Source organism: Aliiroseovarius sp. CAU 1755 (assembly GCF_054482655.1).
In genome coordinates this window covers 1,009,026-1,023,357 of record NZ_JBTLRH010000001.1, presented here as the reverse complement: position 1 = coordinate 1,023,357, position 14,332 = coordinate 1,009,026, and the positions used below count along the sequence as shown (strand labels likewise).

Below are 14,332 nucleotides of genomic sequence, written 5' to 3'. Positions count from 1 at the left end.
AGTGCTTTACTTATTTGCCGATCGCTTCCAGCACAGCCTCGCCCAGTGTGGCGGGGCTATCGGCAACCACGATACCAGCGGCACGCATAGCTTCGATCTTATCTTCGGCACCGCCTTTACCACCAGCAACGATGGCACCAGCGTGGCCCATCCGACGACCCGGAGGCGCCGTGCGGCCCGCGATGAAGCCTGCAACCGGCTTCCAGCGGCCTTTCTTCTTCTGTGCGGCCAGGAATTCAGCCGCTTCTTCTTCAGCCGAGCCACCGATTTCACCGATCATGATGATCGACTGCGTTTCGTCGTCGTCCAGGAACATGTCCAAAACGTCGATATGCTCGGTGCCTTTGATGGGGTCGCCCCCGATGCCGACAGCGGTCGACTGGCCCAGACCGATATCCGAGGTCTGCTTCACAGCCTCATAGGTCAAAGTGCCGGAGCGCGACACAACACCGACCGAGCCACGCTTGTGGATATGGCCGGGCATGATGCCGATTTTACAAGTGTCGGGCGTGATGACACCGGGGCAGTTCGGGCCAATGAGGCGGCTTTTCGAGCCGTCCAGCGCACGCTGAACGCGCATCATGTCCAGCACGGGAATGCCTTCGGTGATACAGACGATCAGTTCCATCTGCGCGTCGATCGCTTCAAGGATCGAGTCCGCTGCGAAGGGCGGCGGCACGTAGATCACGGAAGCGTTGGCTTCAGTGACGTGCTTTGCCTCGTGCACCGAGTTAAAGACCGGAAGATCCAGATGCTTCTGCCCACCTTTGCCCGGCGTCACACCGCCGACCATCTTGGTGCCATACGCAATGGCCTGTTCCGAGTGAAAGGTGCCCTGCGAGCCGGTAAAGCCCTGACAGATTACCTTGGTATTTTCGTCGATAAGGACTGCCATTGTCTTAACCTTTCACCGCTTTCACGATTTTCTCTGCGCCGTCCGACAGGTTGTCTGCCGCGATGACGTTCAAGCCGGAACCGTTGATGATGGCTTTGCCCTCATCCACGTTGGTGCCTTCAAGGCGCACAACCAGCGGAACTTGCAGGCCGACCTCTTTCACCGCGGCGACCACGCCTTCGGCGATGACGTCACAGCGCATGATGCCGCCGAAAATGTTGACCAAGATGCCTTTGACCTGCGGGTCCGAGGTGATGATCTTGAACGCCTCAGTGACTTTCTCTTTGGTCGCGCCGCCACCAACGTCAAGGAAGTTGGCAGGTTCAGCGCCGTAAAGCTTGATGATGTCCATCGTGGCCATTGCCAGACCGGCACCGTTCACCATGCAGCCGATTTCACCGTCCAGAGCGATATAGTTCAGGTCGTATTTCGACGCTTCCAACTCTTTGGGGTCTTCTTCGGTGGTGTCGCGCAGTTCGGCGATATCGGCGTGGCGGTAGAGCGCGTTGCCGTCAAAGCTGACTTTCGCATCCAGCACTTTCAGATCACCGCTGTCGGACACGATCAGCGGGTTGATCTCCAGCATCTCCATGTCCTTCTCGGTGAAGGCTTGGTAGAGCTGGCCCATCAGTTTCACGCATTGCTTGATCTGCGCGCCTTCCAGTCCCAGCGAGAACGCGATGCGGCGGCCGTGGAAGCCTTGATAACCCGTTGCGGGATCAACCGAGAAGCTCAGGATTTTTTCGGGGGTCGCGGCGGCCACCTCTTCAATGTCCATGCCGCCTTCGGTTGAGCAGACGAACGAAATGCGCGATGTTTGGCGGTCAACCAGCAGAGCGAGGTAAAGCTCACGCTCAATGCCGGAACCGGCCTCGATATAGATGCGGTTGACTTGCTTGCCGGCCGGGCCGGTCTGGTGGGTCACAAGGGTGCGGCCCAGCATCTTCTTGGCTTCTTCAGCAGCTTCCTGCACCGATTTGGTCAGACGCACACCGCCCTTTTCGCCAGCGCCAGCTTCCTTGAAAGTGCCTTTGCCGCGGCCACCTGCGTGGATTTGCGCTTTGACCACCCAAAGGGGGCCGTCGAGTTCACCTGCGGCGGTCTTGGCTTCTTCTGCTCTCAATACGGGGCGTCCGTCGGAAACGGGGGCACCGTAGGATTTCAGAAGGGCTTTCGCCTGGTATTCATGAATGTTCATGAAGTCATCCTATCCAGTTGGTCCATTTGGTCGGAGACACCATGCACAGGTGAAGCAGTGATAAGAAACACTTTTTGGGGAAAGGCGCTGTTTTGCGCTAACTTTCCGTTTTTTGTGATCACAGCCGAAAAAGTGTGATCACAAATCCTAATTCCTTGGCTTGAAACATCTAAGAATCGTGAATTCGTTTAGGAATCCTACCAAAAAGAAAGGGCGCCCAACAGGACGCCCTTTCCGGAAAATGCATTGCGAGATCAAGCCAGCGAGGGGTCGATCTCTTTACAGGCAGAAACAAGGCCCTTCACCGCGTCGACCGATTTGTCGAACATGGCTTGCTCGTCCTTGCTCAACTTGATGTCGATAACCTTCTCGATCCCGTTGGCACCGATGACTGTCGGCACACCAACATAGAAACCGTCCAGACCGTAAGCACCGTCAACATATGCGGCACAGGGCAGAACGCGTCTTTGATCATTCAGGTAAGCCTGAGCCATCTCAATCGCCGAAGCAGCCGGCGCATAGTAAGCTGAACCGGTTTTCAGCAGGCCAACGATTTCTGCGCCGCCATCACGGGTGCGCTGAACAATCGCGTCCAGTTTTTCCTGGCTGGTCCAACCCATGTCCACCAAGTCCGGCAGCGGAATGCCACCAACGGTCGAATAGCGGGCCAGCGGCACCATGGTGTCGCCGTGGCCGCCCAGAACGAAGGCTGTGACGTCGCGCATCGACACCTCAAACTCGACCGACAGGAAGTGACGGAAGCGTGCCGAGTCCAGAACGCCAGCCATGCCGACGACTTTCTGATGCGGCAGGCCTGAGAATTCGCGCAGCGCCCAAACCATGGCGTCCAGCGGGTTGGTGATGCAGATCACGAACGCGTCCGGGGCGTGGTCGCGGATGCCTTCGCCGACCGACTTCATGACCTTCAGGTTGATGCCCAGCAGGTCATCACGGCTCATGCCCGGTTTGCGGGGCACACCGGCAGTCACGATGCAAACATCTGCACCTGCAATGCCTTCATAGCTTGTGGTGCCCGACATCGATGCGTCGAACCCTTCGACGGGGCCGCTTTCGGCGATATCCAGCGCCTTGCCCTGCGGGATGCCATCGGCAATATCAAAGAGGACGACGTCGCCCATTTCTTTCAGTGCAGCAAGGTGAGCGAGGGTGCCACCGATCATACCGCTACCGATAAGCGCTATCTTAGGTCTGGCCATGAGTGTGATCTCCGATCAGTTGTTTTCGGGCGCATGCGTAGTCCGAATATGGCGTTCGCGCAAGAGCGCTGCAGCGCGGCGTGACGCAGTCCTTGCCTCAGAACCCCGTTCGCGATAGCGCTAAAACACACGTTTTCCAGCGGTTTGAGGCGCATCCCATGCCCGAGGCACTTGACCTTACATTCTTTGCCTTTGCGATCCCTGCGGTGATCTTTGCAGGTATTTCCAAGGGGGGCTTCGGGTCAGGGGCGGCATTTGCAGCGACCCCGCTGCTTGCGCTGATTCTGGAGCCGGGGGCGGCCATCGGGTTGATGTTGCCGCTTCTGATGCTGATGGATGTGACCGCGCTGAAACCCTATTGGCGCAAATGGGATACGCCGTCGGCCAAGGCTCTGGTGCTGGGCGCGGTTCCCGGCGTCGCGATTGGGGCGCTTTTGTATTCCATCGCCAATCCCGACATCTTTCGTCTGTTGATCGGGCTGATTGCGGTCGGGTTTGTCGCGTTTCAGGCCGCAAAGTCACGCGGTTGGATCAAACCCGCGCCGAACCCAATGTCTGCCGGTATGGGTGGGTTCTGGGGCTTGATCGCAGGCTTCACCAGTTTTATCAGCCATGCAGGTGGCCCGCCCGCAGCCGTGTTTCTGCTGTCGCGACGCCTTGACAAGACCACCTTTCAGTCCACGACGGTGATCAGTTTCTGGGCGATCAACCTTCTGAAATTCATTCCCTATTTTGCACTCGGGATATTCACATGGCAGACCGCCAAGGCCGATCTGTTTCTGATTCCATTTGCAATCATCGGCGTCTGGATCGGTGTGCATATGCACCACCGCCTGTCCGAACGTGGCTTTTTTGCCTTCACTTATCTGTTCCTGATCCTCACTGGCACGAAGCTGATATGGGAAGGGCTGACCTGATCCGGCCCCGCCTTCCAAGATTTTCTGCAATGCGGCAAATCTGGCCTTGCGGATTGGTGCGCAAATGTGGTCCCTTGCGCAACAATATTGCGGAGGCCCAGAATCATGTCCACTCGTCCCTATCGTTCCGTCCTTTATATCCCCGGCTCGAAAGAGCGTGCGTTGGAGAAAGCCCGCACGCTGCCCGCCGATGCGATTATCTTCGACCTTGAAGATGCCGTTGCCCCCGATGCTAAGGTCGACGCCCGCGCGATCCTGAAGGCGGAACTGGGCAAGGGTGGCTATGGCAACCGCGCCAAGATCGTCCGTATCAACGGGTTTGATACCAAATGGGGCAAGGATGATGTGGCCGCCTTTGTTGGTGCCGATATTGACGCGATCCTGATGCCGAAAGTAGATTCAGCTGCGCAATTGGACGAGTTGGCCGCTCTGATCCCCGATGTGGACCTGTGGGCGATGATGGAAACACCGTTGGGCATGTTGAACGCCGCCGAGATCGCCGCCCACCCGCGCCTTAAGGGCTTCGTTATGGGCACCAATGACCTTGCCAAGGAACTCAACACCCGTTTCCGCGCGGACCGCCTACCGATGATGGGCGGGTTGCATCTGTGCTTGTTGGCCGCCAAGGCCCACGGCGTGGTGATCATCGACGGCGTCTATAATGCCTTTAAGGACGATGAGGGACTGCGCGCCGAATGCGATCAAGGGCGCGACATGGGCATGGACGGCAAAACTCTGATCCACCCGGCGCAACTGGACATCGCCAACACCGCCTTCGCCCCGTCCGAAGATGAGATCGACCTCGCCCAGCGCCAGATCGCCGCGTTTGAGGACGCCGAGGCGTCGGGCCAAGGCGTCGCGGTTGTGGATGGTAAAATTGTCGAAAACCTGCATGTTGTGACGGCAAAGGGCATTCTGGCCAAAGCAAAGGCCATTGCCGACATGGCAAAATAAGGCGGAGAACGCACATGACCATCCTGATCATCGGTTTAGCACTTTGGTATGCTGGGCATTTCTGGAAACGCGCCCTGCCCGCGCGCCACGCCGCGATGGGCGACAAGGCAAAAGGGACGTCGGCGCTGACCCTCGTCGCCAGCATCGTCCTAATGGTGATCGGGTATCGCAGCGTCGAAAGCTATGACCTGCTGACCTATCCGTCTTTCCTGAAGCACATCAACAATCTGGCGATCCTGTTCGCGATTTACTTCATGAGCCCCGGCCCATCAAAAGGCGCGCTGTTTTACAAGATGCGCCACCCGATGCTGACCGGCTTCATCATCTGGTCCGTCGCGCATATCGTTGTGAACCCGGATATGGCCTCGATTGTGCTGTTTGGCGGGCTGACGATTTGGGCGGTGGCCGAAGTGATCGTGATCAACCGCGCCGAGCCGAACTGGACGCCGAACCCGAAAGGCACAATTGCCAAAGACGGCATGTTTCTTGGGGCGGCGCTTGTGCTGACCCTGATCATCGGGCTGATCCACGGGTTGATCGGGCCGTCGGTATTCGGAGGGTAGACATGAAACTCTATCGCCTGCTGACAGAAGACGACACCTCGGCGTTTTGCCACAAAGTGACCGCAGCCTTGAACAAAGGCTGGGAATTGCATGGCGATCCCGCCTATGCCCACGACGCCTCTACCGGTGTGATGCGTTGCGCGCAAGCGGTGGTGAAGGTCGTGCCGGGCGACTACACCCCCGACACAAAACTCGGAGACCACTGATGGCGAAAACCAATCCGGGCCGCTTCTTTGAGGACTACAAGCTGGGCGACGTGATCCACCACGCCGTGCCGCGCACCGTGGCCGAAGGCGAACGCGCACTGTATCACGCACTGTATCCTGCCCGCCACGCACTGTATTCGTCAGACGAATTCGCAGGCGCGTGCGGGTTGGAAGGGTCACCGATTGACGACCTGATCGCGTTCCACGTGGTGTTTGGCAAAACCGTTCCCGATATTTCACTGAACGCAGTGGCAAATCTTGGCTATGCCGAAGGCCGCTGGCTGAAACCGGTCTATCCCGGTGACACGCTGCGATCCTCGTCCGAGGTGATCGGGCTGAAACAAAACTCCAACGGTAAATCGGGCGTGGTCTGGGTGCGCACGCGTGGTGTGAACCAAGTGGGCGAGCCGGTGTTGGAATATGTGCGCTGGGTGATGGTGCGCAAGAACGATTTGGACGCGCCCGCACCAGAAACTGTCATCCCCGACCTGAAAACCACGCTGGAAGCTGGCGATCTGGGGATCCCTAGTGGGTTGTCGTTTGAGGACTACGATTTCACGCTGGCAGGAGAACCTCACTGTTGGGGCGACTATGAGGTCGGCGAAAAGATCGACCACGTGGACGGCGTCACAGTTGAAGAAGCCGAACACATGATCGCCACGCGCTTGTGGCAGAACACCGCCAAGGTGCATTTCGACGCAACCTTCCGCCCCGATGGGCAACGGCTGATCTATGGCGGGCATGTGATTTCGATGGCGCGGGCGTTGTCCTTCAACGGGCTGGCGAACGCACAGATGATCGTTGGGCTAAACGGCGGCGCGCACGCGAACCCCTGCTTTGCGGGCGACACGATCCGCGCATGGTCCGAGGTGCTGGACAAGGCCGACACTGACGCGCCGGGCGTGGGGGCTGTGCGCTTGCGCTTGGTCGCCGTCAAACATGGCGCGCCTGAGTTTGCCTTGAAGGGCGAGGACGGGAAATACCTTCCCGAAGTGATGCTGGATCTCGATTATTGGGCATTGATGCCCAAATAATGCATCGGCTTCGTAACCAAGGCGGAAGCAACCACGCGCCGGATATCTGCATGCGGTTGTGTGCAGAACCTGATTTTTTCAGTCAGGGTTAAGCATTGGAAAAATGTGATCACATCTAGAAAATTTGTGATCACAAGCGCCTGTTTTCCCCTTTGTTAGCGCAATTTCACCATTTTTCCCGCAGGTTCTTACGTGACTCTGCGCGGTAAAAGACGCTATTGCTGTCACAACAGTCGCAACAGACAGAAGGAGGCCACCATGGCCGACGTGAACAGAGGCAACCGTCCTCTTTCCCCGCATCTGCAGATTTACCGTCCGCAACTGACCTCCATCACATCGATCTTTGCCCGCATCACGGGTGTCGCGCTTTTGGGCGCTGCTATCTTGGTCGTTTGGTGGTTCTTCGCGGCCGCCATGGGCCCTGGCTACTATGATCTGGTGAACGGATTGATGACCTCGTTCATTGGTGACGTCATCATGTTCCTCGCGCTGTGGGCCCTGTGCTACCACGCGCTGTCGGGCTTGCGTCACCTGATCTGGGATGTCGGCATTGGCCTTGACGTCGAAACCGCCGAAAAGATGGGCCTTGGCGTCATCTTCGGTTCTGTCATTTTGGCGATCATCGTCGCCATAATCGTGTAAGGAGGCGGCCATGCATTATCTCACCGACCGCAAACGCGCCGTGGGCAAAGGGGCTGCTCATTCCGGTACAGAGCATTTCTGGGGTCAGGCAATTTCCGCCGTCGGGCTGTTGCTGCTGATGCCGCTGTTTGCCCTGACTTTCGGCCACGCGCTTGGCATGCCCTATGAAGAAGCGATCGCTTATTACCAGCATCCCTTCCCAGCCATCATCGCAGCCATGACGCTGGTCACGGCAATGGTTCACTTTCGCCACGGCGTTCAGGTGGTGATCGAGGATTATTCCCGCGGTGTCACCAAGAAGGCCTTGGTGGTCTGCTGCACCGCCCTTTCCTACACCGTTCTGGCAATTGGCCTCTATGGCCTTGCCCGCATCGCCTTTTAAGACCGGAGAGCAACCCAAATGGCAGCTTACGAATACGAAACACACGAATATGACGTGGTCGTGGTCGGCGCCGGTGGCGCAGGTCTGCGGGCCACGCTTGGCATGGCGGAACAAGGTCTGCGCACCGCTTGCGTGACCAAAGTCTTCCCGACCCGCTCCCACACCGTGGCCGCACAAGGCGGCATCGCCGCGTCCCTGTCCAACATGGGCCCGGACAACTGGCAGTGGCACATGTATGACACCGTCAAAGGCTCGGACTGGCTGGGCGACACGGATGCGATGGAATACCTTGCCCGCGAAGCGCCCAAGGCGGTTTACGAGCTGGAACATTACGGCGTCCCCTTCTCTCGCACCGAGGAAGGCAAGATTTACCAGCGTCCGTTCGGCGGCCACACCACCGAATTTGGTGACGGGCCCCCCGTGCAACGGACTTGTGCTGCCGCTGACCGCACCGGCCACGCGATCCTGCACACGCTCTACGGTCAATCGCTAAAGAACAACGCAGAATTCTATGTCGAGTATTTCGCCATCGACCTGATCATGTCCGACGACGGCGAATGTCAGGGCGTTGTGTGCTGGAAGCTCGACGACGGCACGATGCACGTCTTCAACGCCAAGATGGTCGTTCTGGCCACCGGTGGTTATGGACGCGCCTTCTTCTCGGCCACCTCGGCCCACACCTGCACTGGCGACGGTGGCGGCATGGTTGCGCGCGCGGGTCTGGCCCTGCAAGACATGGAGTTCGTCCAGTTCCACCCAACCGGGATCTACGGTTCAGGCTGTCTGATCACCGAAGGGGCGCGCGGCGAAGGCGGCTATCTGGTCAACAGCGAAGGCGAACGGTTTATGGAGCGTTATGCGCCCCAGTATAAAGACCTTGCGCCACGCGATTATGTCTCCCGCTCGATGACCATGGAAATCCGCGAAGGGCGCGGCGTGGGCGACGAAAAAGACCACATCTATCTGCACCTTGATCACCTGCCCGCCGAGGCACTGGCCGAACGCCTGCCCGGTATTTCGGAAAGCGCCAAGATCTTCGCAGGCGTTGACGTGAACAAGGAACCGATCCCGGTTCTGCCGACGGTTCACTACAACATGGGCGGCATTCCGACCAACTATTGGGGTGAAGTGCTGAACCCGACCGCCAAAGATCCGACCGCTGTTGTGCCCGGCCTGATGGCCGTCGGTGAAGCGGGCTGTGCGTCTGTGCATGGGGCCAACCGCCTCGGGTCGAACTCGCTGATCGACCTGGTGGTCTTCGGCCGCGCCGCCGCGATCCGCGCCGGCAAGATTGTCGATGCAGAAAGCGCGAACCCGGTGCTGAACCAACCGTCCGTCGACAAAGCCTTCGATCGCTTTGACGGGTTGCGCAACGCCAAAGGCACCGTTCCCACCGCCGAACTGCGTCTTGAAATGCAGAAGACCATGCAGGCAGACGCTGCTGTCTTCCGCACCGCCAAGACGCTGAAGGAAGGCGTCGAAAAAATGACCAAGGTTGCCGCCAAGATGGACGATCTGGCCGTCACCGACCGCTCGCTTGTCTGGAACTCGGACCTGATGGAGACGTTGGAGCTGGCGAACCTTATGCCGAACGCTCTGGCCACCATCCACGGGGCCGAAGCGCGTGAAGAAAGCCGCGGGGCACACGCCCACGAGGATTTCCCGAAACGCGACGACAAGAAGTGGCGTGTCCACACCGTCAGCCGCGTGGATGGCAACAAGGTCGATCTGACCTATCGCCCCGTGATCACCGATCCGCTGACCACCGAAACCGAGGGTGGCATCAGCCTCAAGAAAATCGCGCCCAAAGCGCGGACGTTCTAAGGAGGACACGAAATGGTTCAATTCAGACTTCCGAAGAACTCGACAGTCCGCACCGGCAAGACCTGGCCCAAGCCTGATGGCGCGACCAATGTCCGCAAGTTCCAAATTTACCGCTGGACGCCGGATGATGGTGAAAACCCCCGCGTCGACACCTATTTCGTCGATATGGACAAATGCGGACCGATGGTTCTGGACGCGCTGATCAAGATCAAGAACGAGATTGATCCGACCCTGACCTTCCGCCGGTCCTGCCGCGAAGGCATCTGTGGGTCCTGCGCGATGAACATCGACGGGATCAACACGCTGGCCTGTATCTATGGCATGGACGAGATCAAGGGCGATGTGAAAATCTACCCGTTGCCGCACACGCCTGTGGTGCGCGACCTGATCCCGGACCTGACGCATTTTTATGCGCAGCACGCCTCGATCATGCCATGGTTGGAAACCAAGACAAACCGCCCTGCGAAAGAGTGGAAACAGTCGATCGAAGACCGCAAGAAACTTGACGGTCTGTATGAATGCGTTATGTGCGCCAGCTGCTCGACCTCGTGCCCCAGCTATTGGTGGAACGGTGACCGCTACCTCGGCCCAGCCGCGTTGCTCCATGCGTATCGCTGGATCATCGACAGCCGTGACGAGGCCACCGGCGAGCGTCTGGACGAGTTGGAAGATCCCTTCAAACTCTACCGCTGCCACACCATCATGAACTGCGCCAAGACCTGTCCGAAGGGTTTGAACCCAGCCAAGGCGATTGCCGAGATCAAAAAAATGATGGTCGAACGCACGCTTTGATCGGAACAGATATTTATGCGAAAAGGGCGGCCCTATGGCCGCCCTTTTTCATTGGAGGTTCGATGTCAGGCTATTCAGGAACACCGCTTGAAAAGAAGCTTGGCCTGAAAGACGGTCAGCGGGTGGCTTGGGTCGAACGCCCCACGGCTCAGGATTATCTGGTCAGCAGCCGGGCCTTCATCGCAGTGGACGATGTGGCGCCCGAGACGCTGGTCGGCCCCTATGACGTCATCCACATGTTCACTGCTCGCCGAGCGCGTTTTGAATTGGCCCTGCCCAACCTTCTGAAAAATATCGATAAGGACGGTATGATCTGGGTAAGTTGGCCCAAGAAAGCCTCAAAAGTTCCAACTGATATGACCGAGGAGGTGATCCGCAATTTGGCGCTGCAGACATCCCTCGTGGATGTGAAAGTGTGCGCAGTGGATGACATCTGGTCCGGCCTCAAGCTTGTCATTCGAAAGGCGTTGCGCCAGCAACATGAAGCCTGATCACTCGCGCGCACGCAGCACTTGGGCTGGGCGCGCAGACAAGGGTCGCCACGCATAAGCCAACCCTGCCAGCACGGTCGCAATCACTCCGCCTGCCACGATGGCAAGTGCGTTTAGCGCGTCAAAGACAAAGCGATCTTCCATGATGTAGTGGGTGACGGCCCAACCCGCGACCCCGCCAGCAAACACAGCCACTGCCCCTGCTGCCATGCCCAAAACGGCCGACCGAATGGCAAAGTTGGCAAGAATCGCCGGCCGCGTCGCGCCAAGCGTTTTCAGAACCGCTGCCTCGTAGGTTCTGGCGCGTTCACCGGCAGCGGCGGCCCCCATCAACACGACGAAACCGGTCACGAGGGTCGCAAGCGCCCCATAGGTGATCGCGCCGGCGACCTGCCCCATCAACCCGGTGACCTGGGTGATCGCGTCGCGCACCGAAATCAGCGTGATGTTGGGATAAGCCCGGCCCAGATCGCGCAGGATGGCAGCCTCGCCTGTTTGATCGGCATAGATTGTGGCGATATAGCTGTGCGGTGCACCTGCCAGCGCCGAAGGATTCATGGTCATCACAAAGCCCATACCCGCCTGGCTGAAATCGACCTCGCGCAGGCTGGTGATCTCGCCCGTAATATCACGGCCCAGAATATTGACGGTCAGGCTGTCCCCGATGCCGATCCCCATCTCCTGCGCCTCTTCGGCGGCAAAGCTGATTTGCGGCGGACCCTGATAGTCCTTGGGCCACCATTCGCCGTCCACCACCGTGGTGCGGGTGGGGGTGTCAGAGTAAGTAAGGCCACGATCGCCACGCACGACCCAATGTCCCCCCGCCACCTCGCGGGCAGGGCGGTCATTGATCTTGGTGATCATCCCGCGCAGCATCGGCGCAGTGTCGATGCGGCTGACCAAGGGATCACCTTCCAGCCGTGCAGAGACGCCGTCGATCTGATCGGGTTGAATATCCAGCACGAAAAAGCTGGGTGCCACTTCGGGCAAGTCTCGCGCAATGGCGCCGCGCAGGTTGTTGTCGATCTGTCCCACAGCCGCCAGCACCGCCAGCCCCAACCCCAAGGACAGCACGACAGCCCCCGCTTCGCCGCCCGGGCCGCCCACCGCGCCAAGCGCCATGCGCAGCGTGGGCCACCCGCGCAGGGCTGTTCTGTGGCCAAGCCAGCGCGCGATCCAACGCACCGCAAGCCCGGTCAGGACCAGCGCCGCAAAGGCGCCGGACAGACCGATGAAGCTCCACATCGCGAGGGACGGCATACCGGACAGACGCGCCGCAGCCCAGATCAGGGTGGCAAGTATCCCCAGACAAAGGCCAATGAACAGCGGGCGTGGCAGACGTGTTGCGCCCAAGGCAGCGTCACGGAACAGGGCGGCGGCCTTGACCTCTTCTGTGCGCGACAAGGGCCACAGTGTGAACAAAAGTGCCGCGAGCCCCCCATAAAGCGCGGCTTCTGCCAGCGGGCGGGCGTAGATCGTGATCTCGGCGGTGATCGGAAGCGATTGCGCAATGACCGGAGCCAGCAGCAACGGAACAATTGCCCCCAGCATCAGGCCAAGGGCAAGGCCGATGAGCGTCAACAGGCCAATTTGCAGGAAATATGTAAGAAAGATCACCCGGCGTTCGGCGCCCAGCGCCCGCAATATCGCAATTGTGCCAGTCTTGCCGTCCAGATAAGCGCGAACAGCAGCCGAGATACCGACCCCACCGACCGCAAGCCCCGCCAGACCAACCAACACCAGAAAAGCGCCCAGCCGATCCACGAGCCGGCTCATTCCCGGCGCGCCGTTTCGGGCGTCTTGCCAACGTGCACCTTTCGGTTCAAGCGTGGGCATCAGGGCTGCATGAGCTTGATCTAGGTTGAAGCCTTCACGCAGGCGCATCTTGTAGTGACTGTTGAACAGCGTGCCTTCGGCCAGAAGGCCCGAGCCTTCCAGTGCCGCGCGTCGCACGATGCTGCGCGGGCCCAAGCCGAACCCGGCGGTCGCGTTGTCCGGCTCCTTCACCAGTTCGGCCATCAGCACGAAATCAGCTCCGCCCAGAAGGAAGCTGTCGCCGGGGGACAGCCCCAACCGGTCGATCAGCAAGTCGTCCATGACCGCGCCGGGCATGCCGCCCTGCCCGTCCAGCGCGTCAGACAACGCCATCGGTGGATCCAGCACAACTTGTCCTATCAATGGATAGGCATCGTCCACTGCCTTCACCTGCGTCAGACCGCGGTCATTTTCGGTGACCGCCATCGACCGGAAATCCGCCAACACGCTTATCTGCGCGGCCTGTGCGACCAAAAGCGCCTCTTCGTCAGGGTCTGCAAAGCGATAGGTGAACGACACCGAGACGTCCCCGCCCAGCAGCACCGCACCTTGCGATGCCAGCCCCGCGCGCAATCCTTCGCGCACACTGCCGATCGCGGCGATGGCGGCCACGCCCAACACAAGACAGGCAAGAAAAATCCGAAAGCCGCGCAGCCCCCCGCGCATCTCGCGTCGCGCCAGACGCAGGGCCATGCCAAGCGACCCGGTCATGCAAGCACTCCGTCCTGAATGTGCACAATCCGGTCACACCGCTCTGCAAGCTCGGGCGCATGGGTCACAAGGATCAGCGTCGCGCCGTGACGATCGCGCAGCCCGAACAGAAGGTCCATGATGGTGGCGCCTGTGGCCCCGTCCAGATTGCCGGTCGGTTCATCGGCCAACAGGATCTCGGGCCGGGGGGCAGCCGCGCGGGCCAAGGCCACGCGTTGCTGTTCACCGCCAGACATCTGGCTTGGGTAATGATCCAGCCGGTGTGACAACCCGACGGCTTCCAGTTCCTCGGCAGCGCGATCAAACGCGTCTCGGGCACCGGCCAGCTCCAACGGGGTTGCGACATTTTCAAGGGCCGTCATGGTCGGAATAAGGTGGAAAGACTGGAACACCACCCCCATATGATCCCTACGAAAGCGTGCAAGGTCGTCTTCACCCATCACACCCAGATCACGCCCAAGCGCCGATACCGATCCACCGGTGGCCTGTTCCAGCCCACCCATCAACATAAGGAGCGATGATTTGCCCGAGCCTGAAGGCCCAGTCAGGCCAAGTGTTTCGCCCGCGGACACATCGAGCGTTATGCCCTTGAGGATCTCGGTGCGCCCTGCATTATGCCCAAGTGTCAGGCGCGCGTCGGTCAGGGAAAGGATCGGCGTGGTCATGGGGCACCCGGCTTTGGAAGGAATAT

Annotated in this window: 15 protein-coding genes; 10 read left to right on the top strand and 5 right to left on the bottom strand. The window is 59.5% G+C overall.

Translation table 11 applies throughout. The features are described from left to right. Positions 1-10: 10 nt before the first annotated feature. From sucD to mdh, 3 genes are all read right to left on the bottom strand, one after another. Complete coding sequence (gene sucD / locus ACXYMP_RS05075; RefSeq protein ID WP_458904720.1) at positions 11-895, bottom strand: succinate--CoA ligase subunit alpha; 885 nt, start codon at positions 893-895, stop codon at positions 11-13. 4 nt (positions 896-899) lie between these two features. Beyond that, a complete protein-coding gene (gene sucC, locus ACXYMP_RS05070) occupies positions 900-2,093 on the bottom strand; it encodes an ADP-forming succinate--CoA ligase subunit beta (RefSeq protein ID WP_298567916.1) in 1,194 nt (397 codons plus the stop codon). A 254-nt stretch (positions 2,094-2,347) separates the two neighbouring features. Then, entirely contained in the window at positions 2,348-3,310 is a 963-nt protein-coding gene (gene mdh / locus ACXYMP_RS05065) for a malate dehydrogenase (RefSeq protein ID WP_458904718.1), read from the bottom strand. Positions 3,311-3,468: 158 nt separating this feature from the next. On the opposite strand from mdh, the gene ACXYMP_RS05060 reads away from it, so the two are divergent. From ACXYMP_RS05060 to ACXYMP_RS05015, 10 genes are all read left to right on the top strand, one after another. Next, positions 3,469-4,227, top strand: a complete 759-nt coding sequence (locus ACXYMP_RS05060) for a sulfite exporter TauE/SafE family protein (RefSeq protein WP_248369617.1) — start codon at positions 3,469-3,471, stop codon at positions 4,225-4,227. Between the two features lie 105 nt (positions 4,228-4,332). Beyond that, entirely contained in the window at positions 4,333-5,181 is an 849-nt protein-coding gene (locus ACXYMP_RS05055) for an HpcH/HpaI aldolase/citrate lyase family protein (RefSeq protein WP_458904715.1), read from the top strand. Positions 5,182-5,195: 14 nt separating this feature from the next. Then, complete coding sequence (locus ACXYMP_RS05050) at positions 5,196-5,744, top strand: NnrU family protein (protein WP_458904713.1); 549 nt, start codon at positions 5,196-5,198, stop codon at positions 5,742-5,744. A 2-nt stretch (positions 5,745-5,746) separates the two neighbouring features. Then, positions 5,747-5,950, top strand: coding sequence for a DUF1737 domain-containing protein (locus tag ACXYMP_RS05045; protein ID WP_248369611.1), 204 nt, complete (start codon positions 5,747-5,749; stop codon positions 5,948-5,950). Then, positions 5,950-6,984, top strand: a complete 1,035-nt coding sequence (locus tag ACXYMP_RS05040; protein ID WP_458904711.1) for a MaoC family dehydratase — start codon at positions 5,950-5,952, stop codon at positions 6,982-6,984. The genes ACXYMP_RS05045 and ACXYMP_RS05040 overlap by 1 nt, the downstream gene beginning before the upstream one ends. A gap of 258 nt (positions 6,985-7,242) precedes the next feature. Beyond that, positions 7,243-7,626, top strand: a complete 384-nt coding sequence (gene sdhC / locus ACXYMP_RS05035; RefSeq protein ID WP_298567935.1) for a succinate dehydrogenase, cytochrome b556 subunit — start codon at positions 7,243-7,245, stop codon at positions 7,624-7,626. A 10-nt stretch (positions 7,627-7,636) separates the two neighbouring features. Continuing rightward, on the top strand, positions 7,637-8,008 hold the full coding sequence (sdhD, locus tag ACXYMP_RS05030) for a succinate dehydrogenase, hydrophobic membrane anchor protein (protein WP_298567940.1): 372 nt from the start codon (positions 7,637-7,639) through the stop codon (positions 8,006-8,008). A gap of 18 nt (positions 8,009-8,026) precedes the next feature. Then, positions 8,027-9,832 carry a succinate dehydrogenase flavoprotein subunit gene (gene sdhA / locus ACXYMP_RS05025; RefSeq protein WP_458904708.1) on the top strand — a complete coding sequence of 602 codons (1,806 nt, stop codon included), beginning with the start codon at positions 8,027-8,029 and terminating at the stop codon, positions 9,830-9,832. Positions 9,833-9,844: 12 nt separating this feature from the next. Next, the gene (locus ACXYMP_RS05020; RefSeq protein ID WP_298567946.1) at positions 9,845-10,624 is read left to right on the top strand and encodes a succinate dehydrogenase iron-sulfur subunit; all 780 of its coding nucleotides are present in this window, start codon (positions 9,845-9,847) and stop codon (positions 10,622-10,624) included. A gap of 62 nt (positions 10,625-10,686) precedes the next feature. Further along, positions 10,687-11,115 carry a hypothetical protein gene (locus ACXYMP_RS05015; RefSeq protein WP_298567949.1) on the top strand — a complete coding sequence of 143 codons (429 nt, stop codon included), beginning with the start codon at positions 10,687-10,689 and terminating at the stop codon, positions 11,113-11,115. Here ACXYMP_RS05015 and ACXYMP_RS05010 read toward each other — a convergent pair whose 3' ends face one another. Both ACXYMP_RS05010 and ACXYMP_RS05005 read right to left on the bottom strand, forming a co-directional pair. Next, entirely contained in the window at positions 11,116-13,641 is a 2,526-nt protein-coding gene (locus ACXYMP_RS05010) for an ABC transporter permease (protein WP_458904705.1), read from the bottom strand. After that, entirely contained in the window at positions 13,638-14,306 is a 669-nt protein-coding gene (locus ACXYMP_RS05005) for an ABC transporter ATP-binding protein (RefSeq protein WP_298567955.1), read from the bottom strand. The genes ACXYMP_RS05010 and ACXYMP_RS05005 overlap by 4 nt, the downstream gene beginning before the upstream one ends. Positions 14,307-14,332 lie beyond the last annotated feature (26 nt).

Bases quoted from the DNA above. Each gene is read 5' to 3' on its own strand.
- sucD (WP_458904720.1), bottom strand. From the start codon at position 895: ATGGCAGTCCTTATCGACGAAAATACCAAGGTAATCTGTCAGGGCTTT.
- ACXYMP_RS05015 (WP_298567949.1), top strand. From the start codon at position 10,687: ATGTCAGGCTATTCAGGAACACCGCTTGAAAAGAAGCTTGGCCTGAAA.
- ACXYMP_RS05010 (WP_458904705.1), bottom strand. From the start codon at position 13,641: ATGACCGGGTCGCTTGGCATGGCCCTGCGTCTGGCGCGACGCGAGATG.
- sucC (WP_298567916.1), bottom strand. From the start codon at position 2,093: ATGAACATTCATGAATACCAGGCGAAAGCCCTTCTGAAATCCTACGGT.
- ACXYMP_RS05020 (WP_298567946.1), top strand. From the start codon at position 9,845: ATGGTTCAATTCAGACTTCCGAAGAACTCGACAGTCCGCACCGGCAAG.
- sdhD (WP_298567940.1), top strand. From the start codon at position 7,637: ATGCATTATCTCACCGACCGCAAACGCGCCGTGGGCAAAGGGGCTGCT.
- ACXYMP_RS05005 (WP_298567955.1), bottom strand. From the start codon at position 14,306: ATGACCACGCCGATCCTTTCCCTGACCGACGCGCGCCTGACACTTGGG.
- ACXYMP_RS05040 (WP_458904711.1), top strand. From the start codon at position 5,950: ATGGCGAAAACCAATCCGGGCCGCTTCTTTGAGGACTACAAGCTGGGC.
- sdhC (WP_298567935.1), top strand. From the start codon at position 7,243: ATGGCCGACGTGAACAGAGGCAACCGTCCTCTTTCCCCGCATCTGCAG.
- sdhA (WP_458904708.1), top strand. From the start codon at position 8,027: ATGGCAGCTTACGAATACGAAACACACGAATATGACGTGGTCGTGGTC.
- mdh (WP_458904718.1), bottom strand. From the start codon at position 3,310: ATGGCCAGACCTAAGATAGCGCTTATCGGTAGCGGTATGATCGGTGGC.
- ACXYMP_RS05055 (WP_458904715.1), top strand. From the start codon at position 4,333: ATGTCCACTCGTCCCTATCGTTCCGTCCTTTATATCCCCGGCTCGAAA.
- ACXYMP_RS05060 (WP_248369617.1), top strand. From the start codon at position 3,469: ATGCCCGAGGCACTTGACCTTACATTCTTTGCCTTTGCGATCCCTGCG.
- ACXYMP_RS05050 (WP_458904713.1), top strand. From the start codon at position 5,196: ATGACCATCCTGATCATCGGTTTAGCACTTTGGTATGCTGGGCATTTC.
- ACXYMP_RS05045 (WP_248369611.1), top strand. From the start codon at position 5,747: ATGAAACTCTATCGCCTGCTGACAGAAGACGACACCTCGGCGTTTTGC.